At 56.1% G+C, this 25304-nt stretch carries 16 protein-coding genes; 8 read left to right on the forward strand and 8 right to left on the reverse strand.

The window, feature by feature from the left end:
- The first annotated feature begins 286 nt into the window (after window positions 1–286).
- The 3 genes from ABF824_RS00210 to ABF824_RS00220 all read left to right on the forward strand — a co-directional run bounded on the left by ABF824_RS00210 (window position 287) and on the right by ABF824_RS00220 (window position 4844).
- Window positions 287–2692 (forward strand): TonB-dependent receptor, encoded by a 2406-nt coding sequence (locus ABF824_RS00210; protein ID WP_415485826.1) that lies wholly within the window; start codon window positions 287–289, stop codon window positions 2690–2692.
- Between the two features lie 41 nt (window positions 2693–2733).
- A complete protein-coding gene (locus ABF824_RS00215; RefSeq protein ID WP_415485783.1) occupies window positions 2734–3645 on the forward strand; it encodes a TauD/TfdA dioxygenase family protein in 912 nt (303 codons plus the stop codon).
- A 119-nt stretch (window positions 3646–3764) separates the two neighbouring features.
- Window positions 3765–4844: an MFS transporter gene (locus ABF824_RS00220; RefSeq protein WP_415485784.1), complete on the forward strand. Its 1080-nt coding sequence runs from the start codon at window positions 3765–3767 to the stop codon at window positions 4842–4844.
- Between the two features lie 310 nt (window positions 4845–5154).
- Here the strand turns inward: ABF824_RS00220 and ABF824_RS00225 are convergent, their stop codons facing one another.
- From ABF824_RS00225 to mutY, 4 genes are all read right to left on the reverse strand, one after another.
- Window positions 5155–9297, reverse strand: a complete 4143-nt coding sequence (locus tag ABF824_RS00225; RefSeq protein WP_415485785.1) for a beta strand repeat-containing protein — start codon at window positions 9295–9297, stop codon at window positions 5155–5157.
- 416 nt (window positions 9298–9713) lie between these two features.
- Complete coding sequence (gene hemH / locus ABF824_RS00230; protein WP_415485786.1) at window positions 9714–10745, reverse strand: ferrochelatase; 1032 nt, start codon at window positions 10743–10745, stop codon at window positions 9714–9716.
- A gap of 42 nt (window positions 10746–10787) precedes the next feature.
- Window positions 10788–11423 carry a hypothetical protein gene (locus ABF824_RS00235; RefSeq protein ID WP_415485787.1) on the reverse strand — a complete coding sequence of 212 codons (636 nt, stop codon included), beginning with the start codon at window positions 11421–11423 and terminating at the stop codon, window positions 10788–10790.
- Window positions 11424–11439: 16 nt separating this feature from the next.
- Window positions 11440–12555, reverse strand: a complete 1116-nt coding sequence (gene mutY, locus ABF824_RS00240) for an A/G-specific adenine glycosylase (protein ID WP_415485788.1) — start codon at window positions 12553–12555, stop codon at window positions 11440–11442.
- A gap of 11 nt (window positions 12556–12566) precedes the next feature.
- Here mutY and ABF824_RS00245 point away from each other — a divergent pair, with 11 nt between their 5' ends.
- Window positions 12567–13076, forward strand: coding sequence for a DUF721 domain-containing protein (locus ABF824_RS00245; RefSeq protein WP_415485789.1), 510 nt, complete (start codon window positions 12567–12569; stop codon window positions 13074–13076).
- Between the two features lie 161 nt (window positions 13077–13237).
- Window positions 13238–13432, forward strand: a complete 195-nt coding sequence (locus ABF824_RS00250; RefSeq protein ID WP_415485790.1) for a hypothetical protein — start codon at window positions 13238–13240, stop codon at window positions 13430–13432.
- A 52-nt stretch (window positions 13433–13484) separates the two neighbouring features.
- On the opposite strand, the gene ABF824_RS00255 is transcribed toward ABF824_RS00250, so the two are convergent.
- Window positions 13485–14855, reverse strand: coding sequence for an NAD-dependent succinate-semialdehyde dehydrogenase (locus tag ABF824_RS00255; RefSeq protein ID WP_415485791.1), 1371 nt, complete (start codon window positions 14853–14855; stop codon window positions 13485–13487).
- Between the two features lie 318 nt (window positions 14856–15173).
- Here ABF824_RS00255 and ABF824_RS00260 point away from each other — a divergent pair, with 318 nt between their 5' ends.
- The 3 genes from ABF824_RS00260 to ABF824_RS00270 all read left to right on the forward strand — a co-directional run bounded on the left by ABF824_RS00260 (window position 15174) and on the right by ABF824_RS00270 (window position 19912).
- Window positions 15174–15941 carry a glycosyltransferase family 25 protein gene (locus tag ABF824_RS00260; protein WP_415485792.1) on the forward strand — a complete coding sequence of 256 codons (768 nt, stop codon included), beginning with the start codon at window positions 15174–15176 and terminating at the stop codon, window positions 15939–15941.
- Between the two features lie 171 nt (window positions 15942–16112).
- Entirely contained in the window at window positions 16113–18266 is a 2154-nt protein-coding gene (locus ABF824_RS00265; protein WP_415485793.1) for a catalase, read from the forward strand.
- A gap of 191 nt (window positions 18267–18457) precedes the next feature.
- Window positions 18458–19912, forward strand: a complete 1455-nt coding sequence (locus tag ABF824_RS00270) for a SulP family inorganic anion transporter (RefSeq protein ID WP_415485794.1) — start codon at window positions 18458–18460, stop codon at window positions 19910–19912.
- Window positions 19913–19965: 53 nt separating this feature from the next.
- Here ABF824_RS00270 and ABF824_RS00275 read toward each other — a convergent pair whose 3' ends face one another.
- The 3 genes from ABF824_RS00275 to ABF824_RS00285 form a co-directional block, all read right to left on the reverse strand.
- Window positions 19966–22227: an FUSC family protein gene (locus tag ABF824_RS00275; protein WP_415485795.1), complete on the reverse strand. Its 2262-nt coding sequence runs from the start codon at window positions 22225–22227 to the stop codon at window positions 19966–19968.
- A gap of 123 nt (window positions 22228–22350) precedes the next feature.
- On the reverse strand, window positions 22351–22878 hold the full coding sequence (locus ABF824_RS00280; RefSeq protein WP_415485796.1) for an adenine phosphoribosyltransferase: 528 nt from the start codon (window positions 22876–22878) through the stop codon (window positions 22351–22353).
- Window positions 22879–22992: 114 nt separating this feature from the next.
- The gene (locus ABF824_RS00285; RefSeq protein ID WP_415485797.1) at window positions 22993–25230 is read right to left on the reverse strand and encodes an ATP-binding protein; all 2238 of its coding nucleotides are present in this window, start codon (window positions 25228–25230) and stop codon (window positions 22993–22995) included.
- Between the last annotated feature and the right edge of the window lie 74 nt (window positions 25231–25304).

The raw sequence follows: 25304 nt of genomic DNA on the forward strand, positions 1-25304 counted from the left end.
TCAATTATACCACACATAATAACTGCATGACATCACAAACAATCATGTTGTATGGTTAAAATTAGACTTCACTACGCGGCCTGAGAGTTTCATGGCCTGTCCGGAACCAGATCGATGTCGAAGTCAGTCCCCCTTCCCTGCAATGCCATAGCCCAGGCTCCAAAAATGGAAGCGGCTCCGTTCGCGTCATCAGTGGGATGTTGTCGGTAGGTCCGAGAACAATCCCGCCATCGCTCCCGCGCGAAAAAACGAACGCACTTGCATTTCAGGAAAAGACCTCGTGGCTATGGAATTTCGCCGTCTACTGAATGGCACAATCGCTACTGCCTTCTTCGTTTTTACGAGTTCCGTAGCTGTCGCGGCCACAGCTTCGGTCGAGAAACAGCCCCGTCATAACGGGACAAAAGCATTTCACGCGGCAACATCCTCCGCGCCAGTAAAGCCCAAGCCCGCGAAACAGACGGAACCCGAACTGCTGAGCGTCAGCGCCCAACGCTCACACGCCCGCGGCATCACCGAAACGGTGTCGTCCGACATGATCGCCAGATCCGTGCCGGGCACAAACCCGCAGAAAGTGCTCGCCACACGCCCCGGCGTCATGTTCCAGTCCGCCGACCCACAGGGCCTCGATACTTGGTCAGCCCAGTTCTACATGCACGGCTTCCTGCAGAACCAGATCGGCATGACCCTCGACGGCATCCCCCTCGGCGATCAGGAGTTCCGCTCGCTGAACGGACTGAACACAACCGCCGCCATCGCCTCCGAAAATGTCGGCCATATCAACATGTCGATGAGCGCCGGAGCGGAATCCGTCGCCAGCACGTCAAACCTCGGCGGCTCGCTGGAATACTTCTCGTCCGACCCGACCCACGAACACCACCTGACAACAGCACAGACTTTCGGAAGCAACGCCGCCTACCACACCTTCATCCGCGCCGACAGCGGCGACCTCAACCAGATCGGCTCCCGCTTCTACATCTCCTACATGCGCAACGACACGGACAAATGGAAAGGCGGCGGCAACCAGTTCGCCCAGCAGGTGAACGCCAAGTTCCTCCAGCCCATCGGAAAAGACAGCCGGATCTCAACCTTCTTCGACTGGTCCGACAAGGATCTCTACAATTATCAGGACATGTCCTTCGACATGCTGAAGAACGGCGGCTACAATCTCGACAACTTTGCCGGCACACCCAACGGTTATGCCAAGGCCTACCGACTGGCGCAGTCCCTCAACAACCTCCCCGGCGGCGCCATCCCCGCCGGATACTCGCGCATGTCCGACCCGTGGGACGCCTCCTATTACGACGCCGTCACCGCGGAACGGGATTACTTCGGCGGCCTGACAGCGGATTTCGCCCTGACCCACGCCCTGCGCTGGAAATCAACCATCTATGGTCACGGACAATACAGACGCGGCGGATGGACCACGCCTTATCTCACCTCACCCAACGGAGCCCCTCTGGCCGAACAGATCAACGCCAGCCACACCCAGCGCTACGGCTTCACATCAGCCCTGACCTACACCATCGCCCATAACGAGATCAGCGCCGGCGTCTGGTACGAAAACTTCCATACCGACATAGGCCGTTACGGAATCGAGGAACCCCTTTTCGGTGAAGGCAAACCCGTCAACGCGCTCGGCTCCCTCCCCGCAGGCTATCAGGATTTCTGGGCACAGAGCTTCAACTCAAACAGCTTTACCGCGTTCGTACAGGACACCTACCACCCGCTTCCCAATCTCGCCCTGCATTTCGGCTTCAAGTCACTGCTGCAAACCGTCCGCGCCGGACAGACCGCCAACGATGAATCCTATACCGGCACCGACGCCATCGCAGCAGGCAGCATGACAACCGCCCGCGCCTTCCTGCCGCACATCAGCGCGGACTGGCATTTCCTCAGTCACCACGAACTGTTTTTCGATATCTCGGAAAACACGAAAGCCTACCCCGTGGCCGCCTACAAACAGGGCGCCTCACCGTTCGCCGTCACCCAGAGCCAGTTCGATCAGATCCACGGCGGCCTGAAACCCGAAACCGACTGGAACTACGCCGTGGGATACCGCTACCTCGACAAGATCGTCTCGGCATCCCTCTACGCCTATCACACGGATTTTCACAACCGACTGCAACAGACCACATCCGGAACCATCGTCAACCCGATCTCCACCGTCGCGAATGTCGGCTCCGTGACCATGAACGGCGTCGATGCCGGACTGACAGTCCGCCTGCTCCGCGATGTCTCGCTCTATAACAGTATCAGTTACAACCACGCGACCTACGGCGACAACCTCGTCGAAGCCGGTGTGACCTACGCCACCCACGGCCAGCAGATCGTCAACTACCCGCGCTTCATGTACAAAGCCAGCCTGTCCTACAGCCACGGCGGGTTCGAAGCGCACATCGACACCCAGTATCTCGGCGCACGCAATTTCAGCTATGTCGGCGACATGAAAGCCCCCGGCTACTGGCTCGAAAATCTCGGCATGCGCTACAATTTCGGCAAAATGGCCCAGTATGACCGTCACCTCGATTTTCTGAAAAACATCACCCTGTCCTTCGATATCTACAATCTCGCCAACACGAAATACATCGCGACAATGGGCGAGAACGGCAATCCGGTCTCAGGCGATTACCAGTCCTTCATGGTCGGCGCCCCACGCCAGTTCTTCGGCTCGGTCAAGGCAGAGTTCTGACGCCCGCCGCCTCCAGAAAAATCATTCCACAGGAAAAAGCCATGACCAAGCAGACGATTTCTCCCCCACGCCCCGACAACGCAGCAACCAGCCTCACCCTCCGCCCGATCGCCGGACGCATCGGCGCCGAAGTGCAGGACCTCGCCCTCACGCCCGACCTTCCTCCCGCAACCATACAGGCCCTCCGCGACGCCCTCACGCACCACAAGGTTCTCTTCTTCCGTGACCAGCACCATGTCGATGCCGCAACCCAGACTGCATTCGGCAGACAATGGGGCGAACCCGTCGGACACCCCACCGCACCCGACCAGATAGAAGGCCATCTGCTGGAACTGAACGCCGAACACGGCGGAAAAGCCAACGTATGGCATACCGACATGACTTTTCTGGACGCCTACCCCGCCGTCTCCATCCTCCGAGCCGTCAACGTGCCCTCCGCAGGCGGCGATACAGTGTGGGCCAATACCGCCGCAGCCTACGCCCACCTCCCCGATCCCCTGAAACGTCTGGCCGACGAACTCTGGGCCATCCACTCCAACGATTACGATTACACCGTCAACCAGACCCACCCCGATCACGCGCTGGACGCCTACCACACCACCTTCGTCTCATCAGTCTACGAAGCCGAACAGCCCCTCGTTCGCCTGCATCCGATCTCCGGCGAACGATCCCTGATCCTCGGCGGATTCTTCAAGAAGTTCTCCAATCTATCCCTGACGGACTCCCGCCGCCTGTTCGACCTCTTCCAGACCCACATCACCCGTCTGGAAAACACCGTCCGCTGGCAATGGAAAAAGGGAGATATTGCAATCTGGGACAACCAGAGCACACAACATTACGCACTGGACGATTACGGCAACTATCCCCGCGTGATGCAGCGCCTCACCCTGCGCGGCGAACCCAGCCTCTCCACCGACGGCCGCCACAGTCGCCAGCTTCTCCCAGCCCGCTAAATCATCGTTTCCTCTGCAGAAACAAAAGGAACGGTTCGATTTCCAATACAATCCATACAGATTCTTGCCGGATCCCTTTTTCGAGCGCGCTTGTCGTTGGATTGGGAGCCATCACTGCAATGGCTCATCTTGGTAATAATTTTACGCCCTATCTCATCGGTGGCCTGATGGACCAGCTTGGATTTACACCGCTCCAGATGGGGGTGTGGAGCATGGTGGAACTGCTCGCTTACGCCGTGACAATGTTGCTCATTGCCCCCCATCTCCGACATTTCAGTGCACGACACATGGCGCTTATGGCTGGCCTCATAATGGGCAGCGCACAATTTTCCTCTTCCCTCTTCCATACTTTTCTACCACTTTTAGCGCTTCGTGTAGCCTGTGGACTGGGATTCGGATTAGCAAATACTTCCCTTAATCTTGCAGCTGCACAGACAAACAATCCTGCTCGCGCTCTTTCTTTTGGCCTAGCAATACAGACGGCACTCTATACCCTTATTAACCTTGGCCTGCCTATTGCGGGAAAGCGATATGGCACATCAGGCATGTTCGATATACTCGCTGGGCTGGCCATTCTCTTTGCCATGGTGGCAAACAGTTTCCTACCTAACCGCTCCAATGATTTCTTGAAGCACTCATGCGTCAGGCCACAACCCCTGACCAAAAATGGCTGGAAAGTGTTGCTCGCCATTTCCGTGTTCAGTTTTGGTAGCCTCGCCATCTGGCCTTTCATCGAACGCGCCGCACATGAAATCGGTGTATCCGCAGTGCGGTATGGTCAGTATCAGAGCGTCGCCACGTTGGCCTGCGTCGCCAGCAACACCATTTTTGCGGCCTTGGCAGGGCGTTTGTCACTTCGATGGACTTTACTCATCGCTCTTTCAGTGTGCGGGACTGCTTGCGCAGCACTCACATTGGTTTCCACCCATTTAAGTTTCGCCATAGCCCTCATTGCATTCAATGTCAGTTGGCTGATCGCCTACCCGCTTATTCTCAGTATTGCCTACAAAATTGATGCCGATGGTCGTCTTTCAGTCCTGTGTTCGTCGGCATGGATATTGAATATGGCCATTGGATCTGTCGTGACCGGAACAATTGCGCAGTGGTTAGGAAGTTATGTTTTAATCGGCCCATTGGGACTCGTCGGGTGCCTCACTGCATTACGCATGCTTTGGCCCTTAAGTTCGGAAGTCCATTGATCCGACGGAAGAAATCTGATTCAGGCTCTATCAGAACATTGAAGATTAATGACCTTTACGGCTGAGGGGTGCTGGGGAAGAGAATAAAGGGCTACATCCCCAGATCATACTTAATCGCTTCAAGGACTTGTTGCTTGTCGACACACAGCCAGATCAATGCCAGACCGTATTCTTTTCCGCCACTCACCGGCCCGTCATGTTTTGGCTACAAAACCTGACAAGCAGTAGAAAGAAAAGAATTCACCCTTTTTTCAAAGAGTGAATTCTCTATGCTTTTTAAAAATATCCTAAACCTCGAAACTTTTCTATATCAGGAAAGATTCAAAGTAATGTTACTACTACTCGTATCGTCAGCAAACGTCACGGTATGACCATCAGACAAATTGACAACCATGTTGCCATTAACGAAATCCTCTGATTTCACACCTGAAATCGAGAAATACGCCTCACTGTTCACACTTGCTCCGGAAACAATTACATCCCCTGTGTTACCACTATTGATCACAATATGATCCGTACCCTTCGTGACATCTACTGTCAGAGCACCTGCACCCGCTGTGGAGAGATCGAGCCCTCCATCGCCGGCGCTTACACTCACAGCTCCGCCACCCGTAGTAACGTCAAGTTTTTTTGCACCACCGACAACAGTTCCGGAAGCTGTTGAAGATGCAAACTGCATGACAGTCAGCACGGCATTCCCCGAACCTGTATCAGTCACATCAAATGAACCAGACCCGGTAGTGTAGAACTGAGCACTTCCTGATCCAGCATCGACAAAAGAAGTATCGCCTGCACTATTCCAGACTTCAACAGTACCTGCATTTTGTGCAGTGATAGTATTATGACCACCCGGCAATACAACGATACCATTTTCTAGCGTGATGTTGCTTGAACCCTGCGTGGTTCCAAAAATAGTAGCGTAGGAATCTCCAGTCTGAGTGACTGTTCCCGTTGTACTGGAACCATTCCACAGATCGACTTCTTCAGTGTCACCCGAAGTTCCGCCCTGAATGGCGACCGTGCCATTCAAATCATATCCGTTTCCGAGAATAACCTGATTATGACCCGCAGCATTGACGGTTACCTCACCATCACCCAGCCAAAGAATATTGTTGCCACCCTCAACACTATTCACGGTCCAGTCTGACGTGTTACCAACAGAATTCGATACCAGGACACCAGTGCCGCCCGTGTAATTCACTTCCGCAGCGTTACCGTAGACGATTACACTAGCAGTACTACTCGTTGAATTAATGGTCTGATTGTCACCTGCCGTATCAACACTGACAGACTGGCTACCAGTGGCTTGCAGATTGATCGTGGAATTTTCCTGACTGGTGCCCATTTCAAATGTCAGCGCAGCATCATCGCTCTGCGTCGCATCCACGACACCGGAACCCACGGTCACTACACCTTTGCCCGCCTGAGCATTGATACTCGCCACACCAGCGCCAGTGGTCGCATTCCACAACAAGTCAGAACTGGCTGAAGACAACACGCCGATCGTCAGATCGCCAGTCGCTGCCGCTGTATCCTTGACCGAAAAAGTGCCGCTCCCATTCGCATAGAATTGGGCATTCCCTGAGCCAGTATGTGTAAAGGACGTATTGCCGCCCGATGTCCACACCTCAACGTTTCCAGCATCTTGAGCCACAATATTGTTGGAGCCACCCGACAATGCGACAATACCGTTCGTAAGCGTCGCATTCGTCGTTCCTGCCTGACTACCAAAAACCGTAACGTACGATTTTCCCGTTTGGGTCAGACTGCCAGTCGTATTGGCACCGTTCCAGAAATCCACTTCTTCTTTATCGTCCGAATCACCACCCTGAATGGCCAGAGAGCCGTTGAGGCCACTTCCAGCACCGAGAATGATCTGGTTACTGCCAGCAGCATTGAGAGTCGCTGTACCATCACCAAGCCAAAGCTGATTCTGTCCACCCGTCACACCCGAAATGGTCCAGTCAGTGGTATTACCGGCGGCATTTGACACCAGAACACCAGTGCCTCCGGTATAGTTGACTGCTGCCCCATCACCGAAGACCGTGACTTGTGAAATGCTCTTGGCTGCATCGATTGTCTGCGTGCCACCTGCCGCAGTCACCGCTGTAACACCACTGCCAGTATTCGCAATTTGCAGAGTATTCGAACTGTTATCCTTGCCCATAACAAAGGTGTCACCACTGACACCGGTTTCCGTCGCCTTAACCGTACCACCATTCGATATGTTGATCGTGGTACCTGCGCTGCTAACATTGTTATTGGTCAGGGTCAGTGTGGATGCTCCAGCATCAATCACGCTTCCTGGCGCTGTCGAAGCAAGCACTACAGTAGCAGCAGCATCGTCCGAAGTTGTGATCGTCTGCCCTGCTGTGATGGAGGAAGCAGAGCCCGCCACATCAATGGTGGAAGATACAGAGGCAGATGACGTCCCATCGGAAACAGCAATCGAAATCGATGCCGGATCACTTGTTTTTCCAATAAGGACGGACGGATCTGTCGCAGTAATGGTACCGCCCGCAAGCACCGACAACAGTTCAGAAAGCGTTCCTGTTGCAGTGACGGTTTTGCCGTCACTGGAAACCGAGGTGACCACTCCACCCTCAGACGGTGAAACAGAGAACACGCCACTACCACTTGTCTCTTTGATGGTAAGCGTCAAAATCTGTGAACTGGTGGCGCTTGCATCGGATAATGTTACAGCAGCGAGAAGTGCTGCAAGATTGTCGGCCGAAGCTGGTGCATCAAGAAGCACGCCGGGTTCGACAGTCAAAGACCCAGAAGAAGTGCTGGATGTATAACCATTTGAAACCTTGGTGGAAAAAGAAACTGTCTTTTCCGCCGTCAGACTACCTTCTGTAGTGAAAGTGACTGACCGGAGGGCTGCCTGAACATCTGTCGCGTCACCGGCTAACGTCAGGGAGTCACTATCGCTACCCGCAACTGTTACTCCCGACATTGCCGTAGCAGAAAGCGTACCGGCAGCATCATCCACCGAGACCGTCACCGTGACAGGAAGGTCCCCAGGGCTTGTTACCTCAGCAGAAGAGAATGGTGTCGCACCAACCTCATCTGAGGAATTGGAAACTGGCAAGCCACTCAATGTTGGTGCTGCAGATGGAATAATAGTCAGATTTTCCGAGAACGTACTGGCAGACACACCATTCGATACATTGGTGGCACCGATTGTCAGAGTCGTTTTCTGACCATAAGCCGCGCTCGTCTGGTCAATATCAAATACTGTTCCGTGGATAAAAGCTGCCGCATCCGTTGCGTTATCGAACGTCGCCGTAACAGTCTGAATACCATTCTGAGTCGAATCGGAGACGCTTCCAACAATACCGGCTGTCGAAGCCGCTGAAAGATCCAGCTTACCTGCGTTAACGTTGCTGTTTACCAAAGAGACACTGATTTCCCCATTGGCCGATGTAAACGTCACACCGTAAGAGGATGATGGAAAAAGCGAATAAGTCGAACTTGTTTGTAGCAGGCTATAGCTTCCATTTGCCGAGCTTGCACTTCCAGAAGGCGAAGCAGCGCTGACTTTCATGGAAATCGGAATAAGGGTGCCATATTCAAGGAAAGAACTACCCGCCGACTGAACAATAGCGCTCCCCGTTTCCTGAAGAGTCAATGTTGTCTGAATCTGAGCTTCCTCAGTATTCAGAAGAGTTGACCCTGCTGCCGCCACGAAACGGATATCCTGCTGCAACACCTGAGAAAGATCAGCTTCAGTTCCAGTAACTGAAATGCTGTCTGTACCACTTCCCGAAACGGTCACCCCCGCTGGCAGATTGATCACTTCCAGCGTTCCACCGGAACCGGCCGTCACCTCTCCAATGGAAAGAGTCATGGTTGCCGTCTGCGTTGTGGACAGCGTGTAGGCGCTTCCACTGGAAGTGGTGAGCCGATATAGACTACCAATATTGTATGCATTGCCCGCAGTAGCGGATACGGAAAGCGTTGATGTCTGCGCTGAAACAAAAGCATCCACGACATCAGTATCGTTATTCAGAACGATGGAATTGGTCGCTGAAGCAGATCCATAATCATTACTGATACTGATGTTGAACGATTCAGTTTCAACTGCACTATTCACAGCCGTATAAGAAAGATCAGGGATAAAATCGCTGACAAAAGCCGCCAGTGTTCCTTTATAAGTAATTGAGTTTCCATCAGCTGAAACGGTCACCAGGCTGGAGATAGCCGTATCATTCTGAATCCGTGTCAGGCTGAAGCCGCCGCTCCCGGCTGTCTTTGTAATCGTGATCGTATCAATCGGATCGTCACTCTGCCCACCCCGCCAGTCGATGCTACCATCCGTGAGAACAACACCCGCAAGCGGATTGAACAGGATCGGAGCAACTTGGTAGCCGCCTTCCTGTACAGAAATCGTAGGAGCAGAACTTGTGGTTTTCGCAAGCTCAGAAGAAGTGTTGGTATTGTCGCTCATGAATTCATATTCCATCAGCACCTCCCCTTATCCTTCCATCGCGTTTTCGGCGTATGGGAGAGGACTCAAGAAAGCGCGGCATTCAGGAGCCAGACCATCGTCCAGCGGCATGAAGGGAGGTTAAGAAAAAGAAGTTAATAAATTCTGGATAAGTCTTTATTAAAACTGTATATAATTGTTTTAATTTTTATACGAATATGAAAAATTATACTTTGTTTTATTTTAAATAATTACATCAATATAAAAAGTATTCTACCATCTTTAAATTACGGCACGAAACTGCCAAACGCAGCCATACCTCATAAATGTCCCCAAGCTGCTTCGCACAATCCCGCACAATTCTTTCCTTGCACCAGAAAAGAAGAGAAGCAGAAATTTAACTTCCAGAGCACATCCAGAAGTTAACTATTCCAAGATCAAATCCAACCCATCAATTCAGTGCGGGCAAGCGCTTCCAGCAAATCAATGGCGTAAGAAGAAGCGTTCAGACATGGAATGAGAGTCAGTTCTTCTCCACCGGCCACCATGAACTCATCACGCAACTCATTTCCGAGTTCATCCAGCGTCTCGATGCAGTCCGTCATGAACCCTGGCGTCATGATCGCGACTCTGCGGATACCTTTCTCCGGCAACGCTGCAACAAAAGGCGCGGTGTAAGGTTCCAGCCATTTTGCAGGCCCGAAACGGGACTGGAACGTTAGAGGCATTTCTTCTGCGGTTTTGCCCAGATGCTGTCGCAGCGCAGCAACCGTGCTTTCGCATTCCTGCAAATAGGGGTCACCCTTGCGGATATAATCCTTTGGTAAGCCATGGAACGAAGTGACGACCATCTGCGGTTGTTGCGGCAGACCTGACAGCGCTTCCTTCAGCGAGGCCGCCAACGCACCGATATATGCCGGATCTTCCGCAAAAGGGGGCAATGTCCGCAAGGCAGGCTGACGCCGCATTTTCATCAGAAAACGGAAAAGCTGGTCATTCGCCGTCGCTGTGGTGGTCGCACTATACTGAGGATAAAGCGGCATCGACAGGATACGGTCACAGCCTGCCTGCATAAGCTCCGTCACCGCGCTGGCGATGGACGGAGATCCATAACGCATGCCCCAGACAACGGGTACATCGTCTTTCCTGAAACGCTCGGCAAGCTGTTCCGCCTGTGCCCGGGAAAAGGTCTTCAGAGGGCTTTCCTGCTGATCTGTATTCCAGATACGGCTATACGCCTTTCCACTGCGCCCCGGACGCACAGTCAGGACAATCCCCTGCAGAATCGGCTGCCATATCGCAGGATTGGCCTCGATCACACGCTGATCGGAAAGAAACTCCGATAGATAGCGGCGGATGGCCGAATAGTTCGTGTCTTCAGGCGTGCCCAGATTCACGAGCAGAATGCCGACGCGCCCTTTCCCGACAGGAGTATCAGTGCGCTCGGAAGGAATATGCAGGAAGGCCATGCCTTCTGCTTAACTGAATCTTTCTTTGACGCGAAGCCTGTTTCACATCCTGACGCGCGCGACCTGGATCACCTCTTCAGGCTCCGAAGACGTCGGCGGAAGAGTCAGTTCCACGCCTGTGTCCGGAGCGATCTGTCCCATCCGGGTAAAAATGTCGCCAATCACTTCCAGAGAATAAGTCCGCTCGCCGATCATCACACGCAGCCCGGTTGCGGGGCGTGGTGCCTTCATGGGCTGACCAGCCGAATCACGCAGCACGAGCCCGCTGTCAGGAAAGAGGTTTTTGGCGGCAAGCAGTGGAAGAGGCGCGAACAATATGCTCTCGCCATTTTCCCTCTCCCCCAGCGTCACACTGCCATCAGGATGGCTGGCAATGAAACCTCCGCACGCCTCCACGAAGGGACCGCTGGCATCCATAATCTCAAATGAAAGCGCGACGCCATGCTGCATGACCGGACTGATCTGCGGCAGAGGCATGGGGCGCGTCTCACGTTTGCGCAACATGAAAGGTTCATTCTGTCTGGCTGGATCAATATCGAAAATCAGTCCTGCCAAATCGTTTGGCAGTTCCTCTGGCGAGCGGGCCACCAACCTGTCCGTCTCAGGGTCATTGTGCAGAAAGCGGCCATAGCTGTCATAGAGCCAGATCTCGTCAGCACGCGTCCGTGTCTCCGACACAATTTCTCTCCCTGCTTCAGGCCAGCTTCCGGTCACCGTTCATGCAATCGGATAATCCGGCCTCTCCAATCCGTACGCATTTCCGCATCAGAGAGGAAAGCGCAAGCCCGTCGATTTCCGTGCGGGCCGTCACGAAGCCTTCTTCCTCGCGCGGATTGGGCAGAGTGTCCACCACGGCAGCATAAACATCGATGAAAAGCGTGAAGTGCGTGAAAACATGCTTCACGGTTCCCACCATCCGCCAGTCAGGCACACGCCATGCTTTCGTATGACGATCGGCAAACGGGGCCTGTCTGCCAATTTCAGCTTCATGCCACGGCGTATCCCGCCATGCAGTCCCCGGCAATTCGATCGTCCCACCCAACAACCCTTCGGCGGGACGACGGCGCACAAGCGCCCTGCCCGATTTGTCCAGCAACAGAAAATGAGCGCCATAGCGCGTAGGACGCTCCACTTTTGGCGCCTTGCGTGGAAGCGTGGCCTGAATACCCATCTGTCTGGCTGAGCAGGGTTTCTGCCATGGACAGAGCACGCAGGCAGGCGAACGCGGCACACAGATTGTAGCGCCAAGGTCAAAAAGCGCCTGAGCGAAATCCGACGGCCGTGTTCGCGCGGCACGCCCACCATTCAGAGTGACCGCTTTTTGCGCCAGTATCTTGCGAGACGAAGGCAGCGGCTCTTCCACGGCAAAAACACGCGCTGCTATCCGTTCCACATTGCCGTCTAGGGGGACGACCGGCACACCGAATGCGATCGCGGCAATAGCGGCCGCCGTATAAGCGCCAATGCCCGGCAGCGCCTGAAGACCCGCCACATCCTGCGGAAAATCTCCAAGATCCGTCAGCGCCTGCGCGCACCGATGAAGGTTGCGGGCCCGCGAATAATAACCCAGACCGGACCATGCCTGCAGCACATCGTCCAATGGCGCGCGGGCCAGAGCTGCTACCGATGGAAAACGTTCCAGAAAACGGTGATAATAGGGAATGACCGCCGTCACGGTTGTCTGTTGCAGCATGATCTCGCTGATCCAGACGTGATAAGGGTCGGCCACCGCACCGCTTTCGGCGCGCCAGGGCAGCGTCCTGCGGTTATGGTCGTACCAAGCGAGAAGATCTGAGTCTGACGGAATCACGGAGCCAGCTTATGAAACCCGCACGACCGACAGGCAAGGGCCGGAATGGCGAAATGCCCGCCCCACCGAAGCGCACGTTCGCTCCCCGTGAACTGGGCACCCTCATTCCCGGCATCGCCCGCGAAGCCTTCAAGAAGCGTTCGCCCGCAAACGTCACCCTGTTTCTCGACTGGCCCCAGATTGTCGGCACACATCTGGCGAATCGCACGGAACCGCGAAAGTTCTCGCTTGGCACCCTCACCGTCGCCTGTAGTGGGCCTGTCGCCATGGAGATTCAGCACACACAGACTGTCCTGATCGACCGCATCAATACGTGGTGTGGACACAAGATGGTCGAACGCCTGAAACTTGTTCAGGACACTACCCTACGACCCGCAGTAACGCCCCGTCGGCCTGCTACAGGGCAATCAGCAGTCATATCCGTGAAGGTGCCGGACATGCCGGAAGGCCCCCTCCGCGACGCACTGGAAGCGCTGGGAACCCGGGTCGCCGAGCGCAAAGCCAGTCAGAAAAGGCGTTGATTCTCTAGCGCCGGATATGACCAGCGACAGACACATGGCAGAGACGCAATACAGGCAGAAATTTATTTACCTTTCTTTTGGTTGAGACATGCGACAGACGCCGCCGGTCGGAGCGCATGTGTTTCCGATTCGGGATGAACACTGTCCGACTGAACCTGAAGATGAACTTGAAATATCCGCAGAACACGCGTGAAGCCGCGGTTCGATCCGAACACGAATTTCTCCGCCACTGGCGGCAGACCTCCTCGCGGGATACAGCCTGCATGCTGCGGGCCAGCCTGCTACGCCGCACCAATCCCGCGCTGGTCAAAGAGGCGGAAACCGCCAAAGAGCCCGCTCTCGACAAGGCGGACTAGGTTGTCAGAAAAGCTCCGCCCAATAGAAACCGGGCGGAGCTATCTATCGCAATCAGGGAATACAGATCACCTTGCGATTGATGAATTCCTCGATACCGAACTCTGACAGTTCACGCCCGTAACCGGAATTCTTGATGCCGCCGAACGGCATCTCGGGACCACCGCCGCCCATGGCGTTGATGTAGACCATCCCGGTCTCGATCTGCTCCGCCACACGCCAGCCGCGCTCGACGTCCTTCGTATAGACGGAACCACCCAGCCCGAACGGCGAATCATTGGCGAGTTCAATGGCTTCCTTTTCATCACGCACGCGATAGATACTCGCCACAGGACCGAAGATTTCCTTGTAGAAAATCGGATTGTCCTTCGTGATGTTCGTCAGAATCCCTGCCCGCATGAAGAATCCCTCGCGGTTGAGGCGTTCCGCGCCCGTCAAAAGGGTTGCGCCCCCTTTGACCGCGATCTCCACCTGCTCCAGCGCAAGATTCATAGCGTTTTCGCTGCTCATGGGACCGTGGGTGGTATGCGGGTCGAGCGGATCCCCATAACGGAACGTTCCGATGGCTTCCTTGAGGCGTTCGGTAAAAGCATCTGCCAGACTGTCATGCACGATCATCCGCTTGGCCGATGTGCACACCTGCCCGTTGTTTTCAAAACGCCCTTCGATCGCGGCACTGATCACGGTATCAAGATCGGCGTCTTCCAGCACGATGAAGGCATCGGAACCACCCAGTTCCATCGTGCTTTTCTTGAGGGCCTTACCGGCCTGTCCAGCAACAGCACTGCCAGCCCGCTCACTGCCGGTTAGCGCCACACCGCAGATTTCCGGCCGTGCGATCAGCGCATCAGACTGCTCATTGCTGATGAAGAGATTTGTGTAGGCACCTTCCGGCGCGCCCGCATCCCGAAACAGCTGCTCAAACGCAAGAGCACACTGCGGTACGGTCGGCGCATGCTTTATCATGACGGTGTTGCCCGCCATGAGATTGGGCGCCGCCACGCGTGCGAGCTGATAATAGGGGTAATTCCATGGCTCGACGCAATAAATGACACCCAGCGACTGGCTGATCACCTGCGCCTTGGTGCAGGAATTATGAATATCTCGCGGAGCAAGAAAACGCTCGGCATTATCGGCATAATAATCAAGAATTGCTGCCGAAAATTTGATTTCGCCAATCGATTCCTTGATGGCCTTGCCCATTTCCGTAGCAATATTGCGGGCGTGCTTCTCGGCGTTCTGCCGCAGATCCTCCGCAGCTGCCTTCAGGATTTTTGCCCGCTCACTGAAGGAACGGTGACGCCAGTCATCCCGCCACAGCGCATGGGCCTTTTCCAGTTTGGCAAGCATCTCGGCATCGGTGTGCTCGTCAAAAGTCTTTTCAACCTTGCCAGTCGTCGGATTGAGCGTCTTGTAAGCTGACACGATGATCTTTCCTTTCTGCTTCCGGTGGCTGGAACAGCGCGGAACATACTGTACCGGATTCACCCCATCGGACTATGGGACCAGCAGGTAAACCTGCAACGCCGCCGGATACGCCTGTTTCGGATGATGACCCCAACGCAAACACAGGTCGAGCGTTCGAAACACAAATATTACCTATTGATGATGAAGATAATTTTTCTCGACATCAGAAAGAAACTCTTAATCTACGCAGATTACGAACAAGCCATCATTCTTATGAAACACGGCCAGACTTCCCGTCGTCAGACGGAGAGACAGGCCACACAGGGCTTGTTTCACATGAGTTCTCCCCCCGCTTTCGTCATCAGCCTTGAACGTCAACCGGAACGTCTTGAAGCGTTTTTCCGGAACAATCCCCATCATAGGGATGTAACTGTGTTTCAAGCGGTGGATGGTTGGTCGCTTTCACGCGATGACCTCATCGCCAGCGGCATCATCGCCCCCGAAAACCGCTATGTGGAACCGGCTCTCGGCGTGCTGATGTCCCACCTGTCTCTCTGGAGTCAGGCGGCAGAGCAGAACAGAACAATCACTGTTCTTGAAGACGATATCATTCTCGGTGAAAATTTCACGCGTTCTTCACAGGAAATACTTTCCACGACGAAAGAGTTCGACGTCATTTTCTGGGGCGTGAACACCGACTGGCCTATCTCCGTCCAGCCGGGCGAAGGGATGCCAGAAGCCTCTCTGCTGTTCGGAAAGAATATTTCACCATGCACTGCCTCTGACTGCCACTCTCCTTCTTTGTTCCGCCTGCTCTCATTTGCCGGATTAGGGGCATACACAGTCACCCCCGAGGGAGCGCGCCACCTTCTGAAACATTTACTGCCAATCGGGAATATCCCTGCCAAAGCACGCTACTTTGAAGCGGGGGTCGGGACGCTGTCGCATTTCATAAACTGGACCAACAGCGGCCTTGACGTCGAACTGAGCCGACAGTCAGGAAATTTCAGATTCTATCTGAGCCTGCCGTTTCTGGCCCGTTCCATCAATGACTGGTCCACCTCCTCCTTCAAGAGAGAAACGCATGCCATCCAGACTGGGTAAGGAGACTTCGGCACACCAAGTGTCGACCAACAGCGTGATGGAACCCCTCCCTCTGCCCCGGCGTTGAGAGAAACTGTTCCCCCTCACAGGTGCCAGCATGCCACTGAACAATATCTTTCTCTCTGAGCATGCGGGCATTCTTATCACGCCGTTCCGGCAGGAGAGATTTCCATGTCCGACACCAAGCAGAGCACGCCCAGCATACAAAACAGCCTGCATGACCATGCGCCCGGTAGCGGCAAGATAGAAGTCAAAGACAGGATCGCATCCGGTGGCGAACTCCATCAGGACATTGCCGAGCATGGCGATCACAAGGACGGCGTTGCTCATCTGACCGACAATTTTGGTCATCGAATTGCGGACAACGAAAATTCACTGAAAGCAGGGCTTCGCGGCCCCACTTTGCTTGAAGATTTTATTCTGCGTGAAAAAATCTTTCATTTTGACCATGAGCGCATTCCAGAGCGTATCGTTCACGCACGCGGTTCCGGCGCGCATGGCGTGTTTGAATGCACGAAAGCCATTCCCGAACTGACAAAAGCCTCGATTTTTCAGAAGGAAGGCACGACCTGTCCGGTCTTTGTCCGCTTTTCCACCGTCACCGGCGGCGCGGGTTCTGTAGATACCCCACGCGATGTCCGTGGTTTCGCCGTGAAGTTCTATACGGAAAGCGGAAACTGGGATCTGGTCGGCAACGACATCCCCGTCTTTTTCATTCAGGACGCCATCAAGTTCCCGGATCTCGTTCACAGTGTGAAAATGGAGGCTGATCGGGGCTACCCACAGGCGGCATCAGCTCATGATACGTTCTGGGACTTCGTCAGCCTCATGCCGGAATCGCTGCATACCGTCATGTGGGCGATGTCGGATCGCGGCATTCCGCGCACGTTCCGTAATATGGAAGGATTTGGTGTCCATACCTTCCGGTTCGTGAATGAGAAAGGCGAAGGGAAATTCATCAAATTCCACTGGAAGCCTGTCCTCGGCCTTGAATCCACAACGTGGGACGAGGCCGTAAAGATCGCCGGAGCAAACCCGGACTTCCATCGACAGGATCTGTTTGAATCCATTGATCAGGGAAATTATCCGGCGTGGGATTTCGGCGTTCAGGTCTTTGACGAAGCGTGGGCAGCCAAGCAGCCCTATGACGTTCTGGATGCAACGAAGCTCATCCCAGAAGAAGAAATCCCTGTTGAAATCATCGGTCGCATGACTCTCAACAGGAATGTGGACAATTTCTTCGCGGAAACGGAACAGGTCGCTTTCCTCCCGACCAATGTCATTCCCGGTATCGATTTCAGCAATGATCCCCTGCTGCAAGGCCGCCTGTTCTCTTATTTGGACACGCAGAAATCCCGCCTTGGGACGACCAATTTCCACCAGATTCCCATCAACGCGCCCAAATGTCCGTTCCACAATTTCCAGCGGGACGGCATGATGCAGACCCTCGTGCCAACTGGACGGGCGAACTATGAGCCCAACAGTCTGGCGGAAGCGGGAGAAAGTGGTGGCCCCCGCGCCTGCCCGACCACTGGCTACAAAACTTTCGAGGAAAACGCCGAACGGAATGATCCGACGGAAAAGGTTCGGGCACGCGCGGAAAGCTTTGCCGATCACTATAGCCAGCCACGCATGTATTATCGGTCCCTAACCGAAAACGAGCAGGCGCATACGGCTTCAGCCATCGTTTTCGAGTTATCAAAAGTCCAGATTGATCACGTCCGAACGCGTGTTGTGGCGCAGCTGCGGAATGTGGATGAATCGCTTGCCAAGCGCGTAGCCGATGGGCTTGCGATCGACCTGCCCGAAAAGGCCAAAGCGGCGAAAGAACCGGTTGATCTCGGCACTTCCGATGCGCTCTCCATTCAGAAGCAGGCGAAAAACACCCTGAAAGGTCGCACTATTGGTATCCTTTTCGCGGAAGGGTCCGACCTCGCCGAGATCAAACAGTTCAAGATGCTGATCGAAAGCGAAGGAGGCACGCCCGTGCTGGTTGCTCCGAAAGTCGGCGGCATTCCGGTCAAAGACGGCGAGCTGAAGGCCGATGCCAAACTTGATGGTGCGCCTTCAGTGCTGTTCGACGGGGTCATCTCCATCCTTGCCCCCGAGCAAGCTGAGAAGCTGACCAGAAATGCCGCCGCCATCCAGTGGTTCATGGACGCCTATGCCCATTGCAAGACGATTGCTCACTGCAAAGGGACGCAGGTTCTGCTCGATCGCGCGGGTATCGAAAAAGACGATGGGGTCATCGCTCTCGAAGCCTTTGCGAAAACAGGTGTGAAACGTCACTGGGCGCGTGAACCAAAAGTGCGCGACCTCGCCTGACGCATGCGAAAAAGGGTCGGATGGCAATACGCCTCCGGCCCTTTCGCTTTCCGCACATAGGAACTGACAGCCCACCTTGCGATCCCTGACCACGCTCTTTAGTTTCGGCGCACCATTGCCGCGTCGGGCCCTGAATACGACGAGATTGTCCATCCCATGTCCATTCAGGCAGAAAGGCTTCGGAGCGCTTCATGAATTTCGCAACATATCGGGCACAGTGGGCCTATAACCCGCTGAGGGAAGTGCTTGCCGGCATGGTCGGCACATTTGCCCTCATTCCGGAAGTGATTGCTTTCTCCTATGTGGCCGGGGTCTCCCCTGCCGTTTCCCTCTATGCGTCTTTCGTCATCAGTGTCGCCATCGCCATTACGGGCGGTCGCCCAGGTATGATTTCCGGCGCGGCCGGCTCTGTCGCGCTGGTCGCCGCAGCATTGGTCCACGGACATGGCGTGCAATACCTGCTGGTCGCCACGATTCTCGCCGGACTGCTTCAGGTCGTGTTCGGCCTTCTGGGTTTGCAGGCCATCATGCGCTTTGTCTCGACCGAGGTGCGCACCGGCTTCGTCAACGCTCTGGCCATCCTCATCTTCTCGGCACAAGTGCCGCAGATGCTGCATGTGACATGGCACACCTATGCGCTGATCGCGCTGGGCCTCGTCATCATCTACCTCGTGCCGCGCCTGACGACCATCATTCCCTCTCCGCTGATCTGCATCCTTGTGCTGACCGCCATCGCGATGTGGCATCCCATGCCCATCCATACGGTTTCCGATCTGGGCGCCCTGCCGACAGGACTGCCGCAGCTCGTGTTGCCGCAGGTGCCATTCTCGCTTGAGACACTGGAAATCGTCTTTCCCTATGCCGTGGCCATGGCAGCGGTCGGACTTCTGGAATCCCTCATGACTGCCCGTCTCGTCAATGAGGAAACCGATACACACGGAGACCCGGCCATGGAATGTACCGGTCTGGGCATTTCGAATGTGCTGGTGGGGCTGTTCGGCGGCATTGCCGGATGTGGCATGGTGGGCCAGACGGTCGGAAATCTGCGCTATGGCGGTCAGGGGCGTCTTTCCACCTTCACCGCAGGCGCTTTTCTGCTGATTCTGATGGTGGCGCTGCACAGCTATGTCGGTCAGGTGCCTATGGCCGCGCTGGTCGCCATCATGATCATGGTGTCCACCAGCACCTTCTCATGGACATCTCTCCGCGACCTGACGCGCCATCCCAAGCTCTCAAGCCTCGTGATGCTGGCGACGGTCATCGTGACGGTCTCCACTCATGATCTGGCGCTCGGTGTGCTGGTCGGCGTCCTGCTCAGCGGTGTGTTTTTCGCGTGGAAAGTGACGAGCCTCCTTCATATCGAAAAACAGCGTGAGGGCGATACCGATCTCTACACCATCCGGGGACAGGTCTTCTTCGCTTCCGCCGATCTGCTGTATGACCAGATCGACTTTCAGACCACGGCGCGGCGCGTCGTTCTGCGGCTTGAGCAGGCCCATTTCTGGGATATCACGTCCGTCGATATGCTTGAGAAGATCATCGATAAACTGCGGTCGCACGATATCGAGGTCAATGTGGAAGGCCTGCACGCCAAACGCCACAGCATCATTCAGCAACAGTCCAGCGACGACCTTCTGGCGATCTGACGCATGATCTCTTTCTGAGCCTTTTTCCGGGGAGGTTCAGAACGATCCGGGTCTCAGCCGAAGACTGGGTCCAGATACGGGCTGGACGCATCAAAGAACAGACGGTTCTCGGACAGTTCGGCCGCGATCACCCGGAGACTTGCCAACGCACGCAGGATTTCCACTCGCTGGGACAGGTTCGTTTCATGCTGTTCGAGCCTTACCAGCGTGTCCACCGCCATATGGGTCGCCCGTTCGGTCCGGCCGTAATGACCGCCATATCGCCCGGTGAATTGCGCCATGCGTCCCAGCATGTCCTGCACATCCCGGCTGGCGGCTGGCGGCAGTTGCCCGCGCGCCAGAATGGCGCGCAGCTTCAGAATGGCCAGTCCCACCGTCATCCCTGACAGCACGCCATGCAGATAGGCGTCGACCACCGGCCCACGCCGTCCGCCCACGGTATTGAGCAACCGCACCATCCTCTCGATGCTGACACCGATGATGTCATGCGCCGTCGCCGGATATCTTTTCCGGGCGAGGCTCCGCAGCATCTGGAGGATCTGCATCCGCATATTCCAGCGCACGCCATCCGGGTCCAGCGGCAGAAAGACCCGGTACATCCACATGCAGAAGGCCATGGTCAGGAACAATGGCATGGCGGTGTTGAAATACGTGACTTCATCCAGCATGCGCTCATCGTTGAACGGACTGATGAGAATGGTGAGAAACAGGTTGTAGGCCACGGCCCCAAGGATCGTCGCCGGATTGGAGAAAGCCAGCCCGCCCGCCAGCATCACGGGGATGAAACACATGGCCATCATCTCGTAGGTCGAGATCGCCGGCATGACGAGAAACGCCATGAAGGTCGCCACGACGATCACCATCAGGGTTCCATGCAGGAACGCGCGTGTGGCGACGGCAGGGGTTTCCAGTGTCGAAAACAGTGAATTGATGATGCCCACGAACATCAGGAAGAACAGCCCCTGAGGCCATGCCGTGGTGATCCATATCACCCCGGCCACGAACATCGAGACACCGGCCCGCAGACTGTTGCCCGTAGCCTGATGCCAGTCGCGCCATGTCTCGATCGGATAATGGAAATGGTCATGAAGAGGCGGATTGCGGCTTGCATCGAACTGGGTGAGAGAAGCGCGAAGCTCATCCAGCATGTCCCCCAGCACATGCACCGCCTGTCCTTCCCGTGTGATGACCGTTTCCAGAGCCACGTTGACCGGCGGGTTGGTGACCATGTCCATTTCCCGCTCCAGACAGGTAGCGGCGTCCACCCGGCTGGTGGCCTGAAGTTCGGCCAGTTCCGCCATGATGGCGGGAAATTCGTCAGCATCCCTCAGACGCTCGGGAAGGGCCTGAAGAAAGGAGCAGGTGCCCGCCGCCAGCCTGCGCCAGTACGGGCCATAAGTCGCCGGATCGTCCATCAGCGCCGCCAGATCAAGGCCGCGCGAAAACAGGGAAGCCACGCCCGCCAAAGCGGCGCGCGCGTGATCGCCTTCCCGTCCGTGCCGCCCCATTTCGATCTCGGCAAACTCGATCTGATCCCCCAGAGAGGCGAGCGTTCCCATCATCTCGGCTGATGTGCGGAGTGCGTTCCGGTCGCCGCCGAGCAGCGCGGCCAGCGTGTGTGCTGTGGGCTGCATGGCGCTGACATAGTTGTCGACCAGACGATTACGGGCGCGCTGATTCAGACGAAACTGAAAGAGCGATGAAATGACCGTCTCACAGACGATCCCCAGCGTAATGTACGTGGCACGCGCCATGGCGATCTGGAAGATATGATCCGGATCCGCCACCCCATCAAGCGAAATGATGGAAACTGTGAAGCCGCTCGCCCGCATGCCGTGCATACGGTAATTGGCCATGGACGCCGGTCCCGGCAGTAACGTGCCGATGAAACAAAGCGACCCGATGGCGGCGGACAAGAGAAGAATGAAGAGTAGCGGCTGTTGTGGCGTGCTGGCCACCAGCGCGAAGGCCACGACCGTGCCAACGACCATGCCGAACATGTGCCACCGCGCCTTGGCGAGTGACTTGCCCCGCGACCCCTGCGCGATCATCCACACCGTCAGAGGGGCCCACTGCGGACTACCGAGTTCCCACCAGAGGGCGATGCCAAGGGCGATCAGGGACGCCAGCGTGGTGCGAAGGGCGTAGCCAAAATTCAGCAGAGACGGTGCGTAGAACCATTTCTGGCGCAGTATCCACTGTCCAAGTGGACCAGAGCCGAAAGGGCCGGAGAGTCGGGTCCGGGAGCAGAGCCTGTTAATGCTGGCCATGAAGGGGTGTTGTTCGGGAGTCGCCCCACCGCTCATAAGCACCATCTCTCAGGTTGTCCGATCACGACTTTCCTCGACCGATTACACCAGAATTCCTTCAACCATCTATTGCCAGATTGAATAAGTCACTTTCCCGCGCGTGAGGTATGCCATGCGCGGGAAACGCCTTCAGTCGTCGTAAGACAGAAGCGAATGAACCGGCACGTCGATCTTCTCGCGGCCACGCAGGGCTGTCAGTTCCATCATGACGGAAGCACCGACCACTTCGGCCCCGGCCTTGCGCAGAAGCGCGATGGAAGCCGCCAGCGTGCCGCCCGTCGCCAACATGTCATCCGTGACGACGACCCGCTGTCCCGGCCTGATGGAGCCAGCCTGCACATGCAGCGTATCGCTGCCATATTCGAGATCGTAGCTGTGGGAGATTGTCTCGCCCGGCAGCTTACCCGGCTTGCGCAGCATGACGATGCCGCAGCCCAGACGCGTGGCCAGCGGTGCCGCCGTCAGAAATCCGCGTGACTCGATGGCCGCGAGCAAGTCCGGCTGCCACGGACCGACCGCGCGCGCCATCCGCGCCGTGGCCAACTGCCATGCGTCCGCATTCCGCATCAGGGAGGAAATATCGTAAAAAAGAATGCCCGGCTTCGGGAAATCGGGAATGGAGTCGATATACTGCTTGAGGTCGATGTCGTTCATCATGCCAGGTCAGGAAGGAAGTGGATGGAAAGCATCGCCAGACGAAGAGCGTATCACCGCCAGACAAGCGGGGCGGACACTACCCCGCGAAGGAAAGCGTCGCAAGGCGGCGACAGGTCAGGCTGAAATCCGCTCTTTCATCGCAGTCGAAACGGCCTTCAGGAACCCGTCACGCCGAAATGGCTTCGGCAGAAGCTGCGCGTTCTTTGGTGCCGCAGCAGGACGTTGGCCATCCTGCGTGAAGTCGCCTGACATGCAGACCACTGCGAGTTCAGGCAATCTCTCGTGCAGAATCTGCGCCAACTGAAAACCGTCAAGTGGCCCCGGTAACTGCACGTCCGTGACCAGAAGATCATACACATGACCTTCCTCCTGCACGGCATCGAACGCAGCCTCTCCGTCTGCGGCTTCCGTCACACGATAACCAGCAAGGCCAAGGATGGTCGCCACGATATCGCGAATGGCGGGATCATCCTCGACCACCAGCGCCCGCAGGTCCGATTTCACAGGCTGCGTCACCACATCCCGAGTCACAGGAACATCCTGAACAACAGCGCGCGGAAGCCACAGCGTAACCTGCGTCCCTTTTCCCGGTGCGGAAGCGACCGTAACACGTCCGCCTGCCTGACGGCAGAAATCGACGACCATGGCCATGCCAAGACCTGTTCCGGCACCATCATCCTTGGTCGTAAAGAACGGCTCGAAAAGCTGCTGTAGAATTTCCGGCCCCATGCCACAGCCGGTGTCGGTCACATCCACCCGCACCCATGCCCCGGCTGGCAACGAGGTTGCTTCGGACGACACACGCAGGCTGCGCTCACCTTCGACAGGCAGCGAGAGCAGATCCACGCCCGTCGGGAACGACGTATTGGTGGCCCGTATGCTGACCTTGCCGCCACCCGGCATGGCGTCACGCGCATTGATGGCCAGATTGAGCAGGGCGCTTTCAAGCTGGGCCGGATTGACCTGCACCGGCCAGATTTCAGTAGCGCTGCCACATTCCACGGCAATGCGTGGCCCGATGACGCGGGCCAGAAGTCCGTTGGTCAGGGCGAAAATATCAGCAAGAGAGACCGTATCCGGAACCGGCTTGTCCCGACGGGCAAAGGAAAGAAGCTGTCCAGTGAGCGTTTCCGAACGACGTGCGGCATGAGAAGCGGCATCAATACAGTATTGTAGACGCTCGCTGTCGGACACCTGACGCGCTTCGCTCGCCAGTTCGAGATTCCCAAGAATGACGGTGAGCAGATTTTTGAAATCATGGGCAATACCCGCCGTCAGCTGCCCGACGGCCCGCAGCTTCTGCGCTTCGCCCAGAGCGCGCTCACTCCGCAGACGCATCGTGATGTCGTTGGCCGTCAGAACGAAGCCGCGTCGATCGGCGGCCACCAGAGCATCATCAGATGCGAAGAACAGTGTGCGGCAGAGTTCAAGATCGGCGTCATTGATCCCCTTGCATTCTACCATCACCGGCGGCGCAAGTTCTCCCCGGGCGAGCGCACGTTCCACATGCGTGAACGGCTCCAGCATGGGCTGACCATCCACCATAAGGACAGCGCTCAGATCGTTATAGGACAATCCCTGATGCAGAAATCCGTCATCCAGCCCGAGAATTGAACCGAGACGGTCATTCCAGTGGCGCAGCTGCCCGTCCGTGCCGAAAACGGCAACGCCGATGGTCAGGCTGTCCAGCACGGCGCGAAGCTGGAGCGCAAGATTGCGGCTTCGTGCCTCCGCTCGGGCGGCAGCCAGCGAAGTCCGGTCAAGCACCCAGCCCGCCGTGACCATGATCAGCACGCCGATGACAATGCCCAGCGCATCCAGCCGTTTCTGCCAGCTCGTATTGCGCAGCATGTCGGCGAGCCGCCCCTCGCGTCGGGCTGTATCGACGCTGTTAAGCGTAACAAGCGCGGAATCGATTCCAGCCAACGTAGTTTCGGTTTCGGGTCGCACAAGCGCTGTGTCCGGCGTCGTGCGCCACCCTGCGATCGTGTCCAGAGAAGCCCGTAACTGGTCGAGGCTCGCGGGCCTGATGCGGTTCAACCGCTCCTGCACAGCCTCAATGGTTGGCAGATCGACACGCAGGGCGTCGATACGGGCAAGCGTGTCGATGAAGCACTGTTTCTGAACCGGGTCGTGCGTTGCGAGCCATGCGAAACGACAGACCCGCGCCTCGCCCACCTCGCGATCAAGAGAACGGAGAATCTGGTCCGCGCCCGCGCTCTGCCGATCAAGCTGACCATGACGCGCCATCTCGTTGCCGAGCTGCATGGCAAGCGTGCCAAACGTGACGATCAGCAACGCCGCTCCAAGAAGCGCAAGGACATGGGCCCGTTTGGCGGGATGGCGAGCCATTTCTTTTTCCGTCCAGTGATGACGACGTAATTTATAACATCGTCATATCACGGAAAACGTCAAAGCTGTAACCA

Source organism: Acetobacter sp., assembly GCF_047721705.1.
In the GTDB taxonomy this organism is placed as follows: Bacteria; Pseudomonadota; Alphaproteobacteria; order Acetobacterales; family Acetobacteraceae; genus Acetobacter.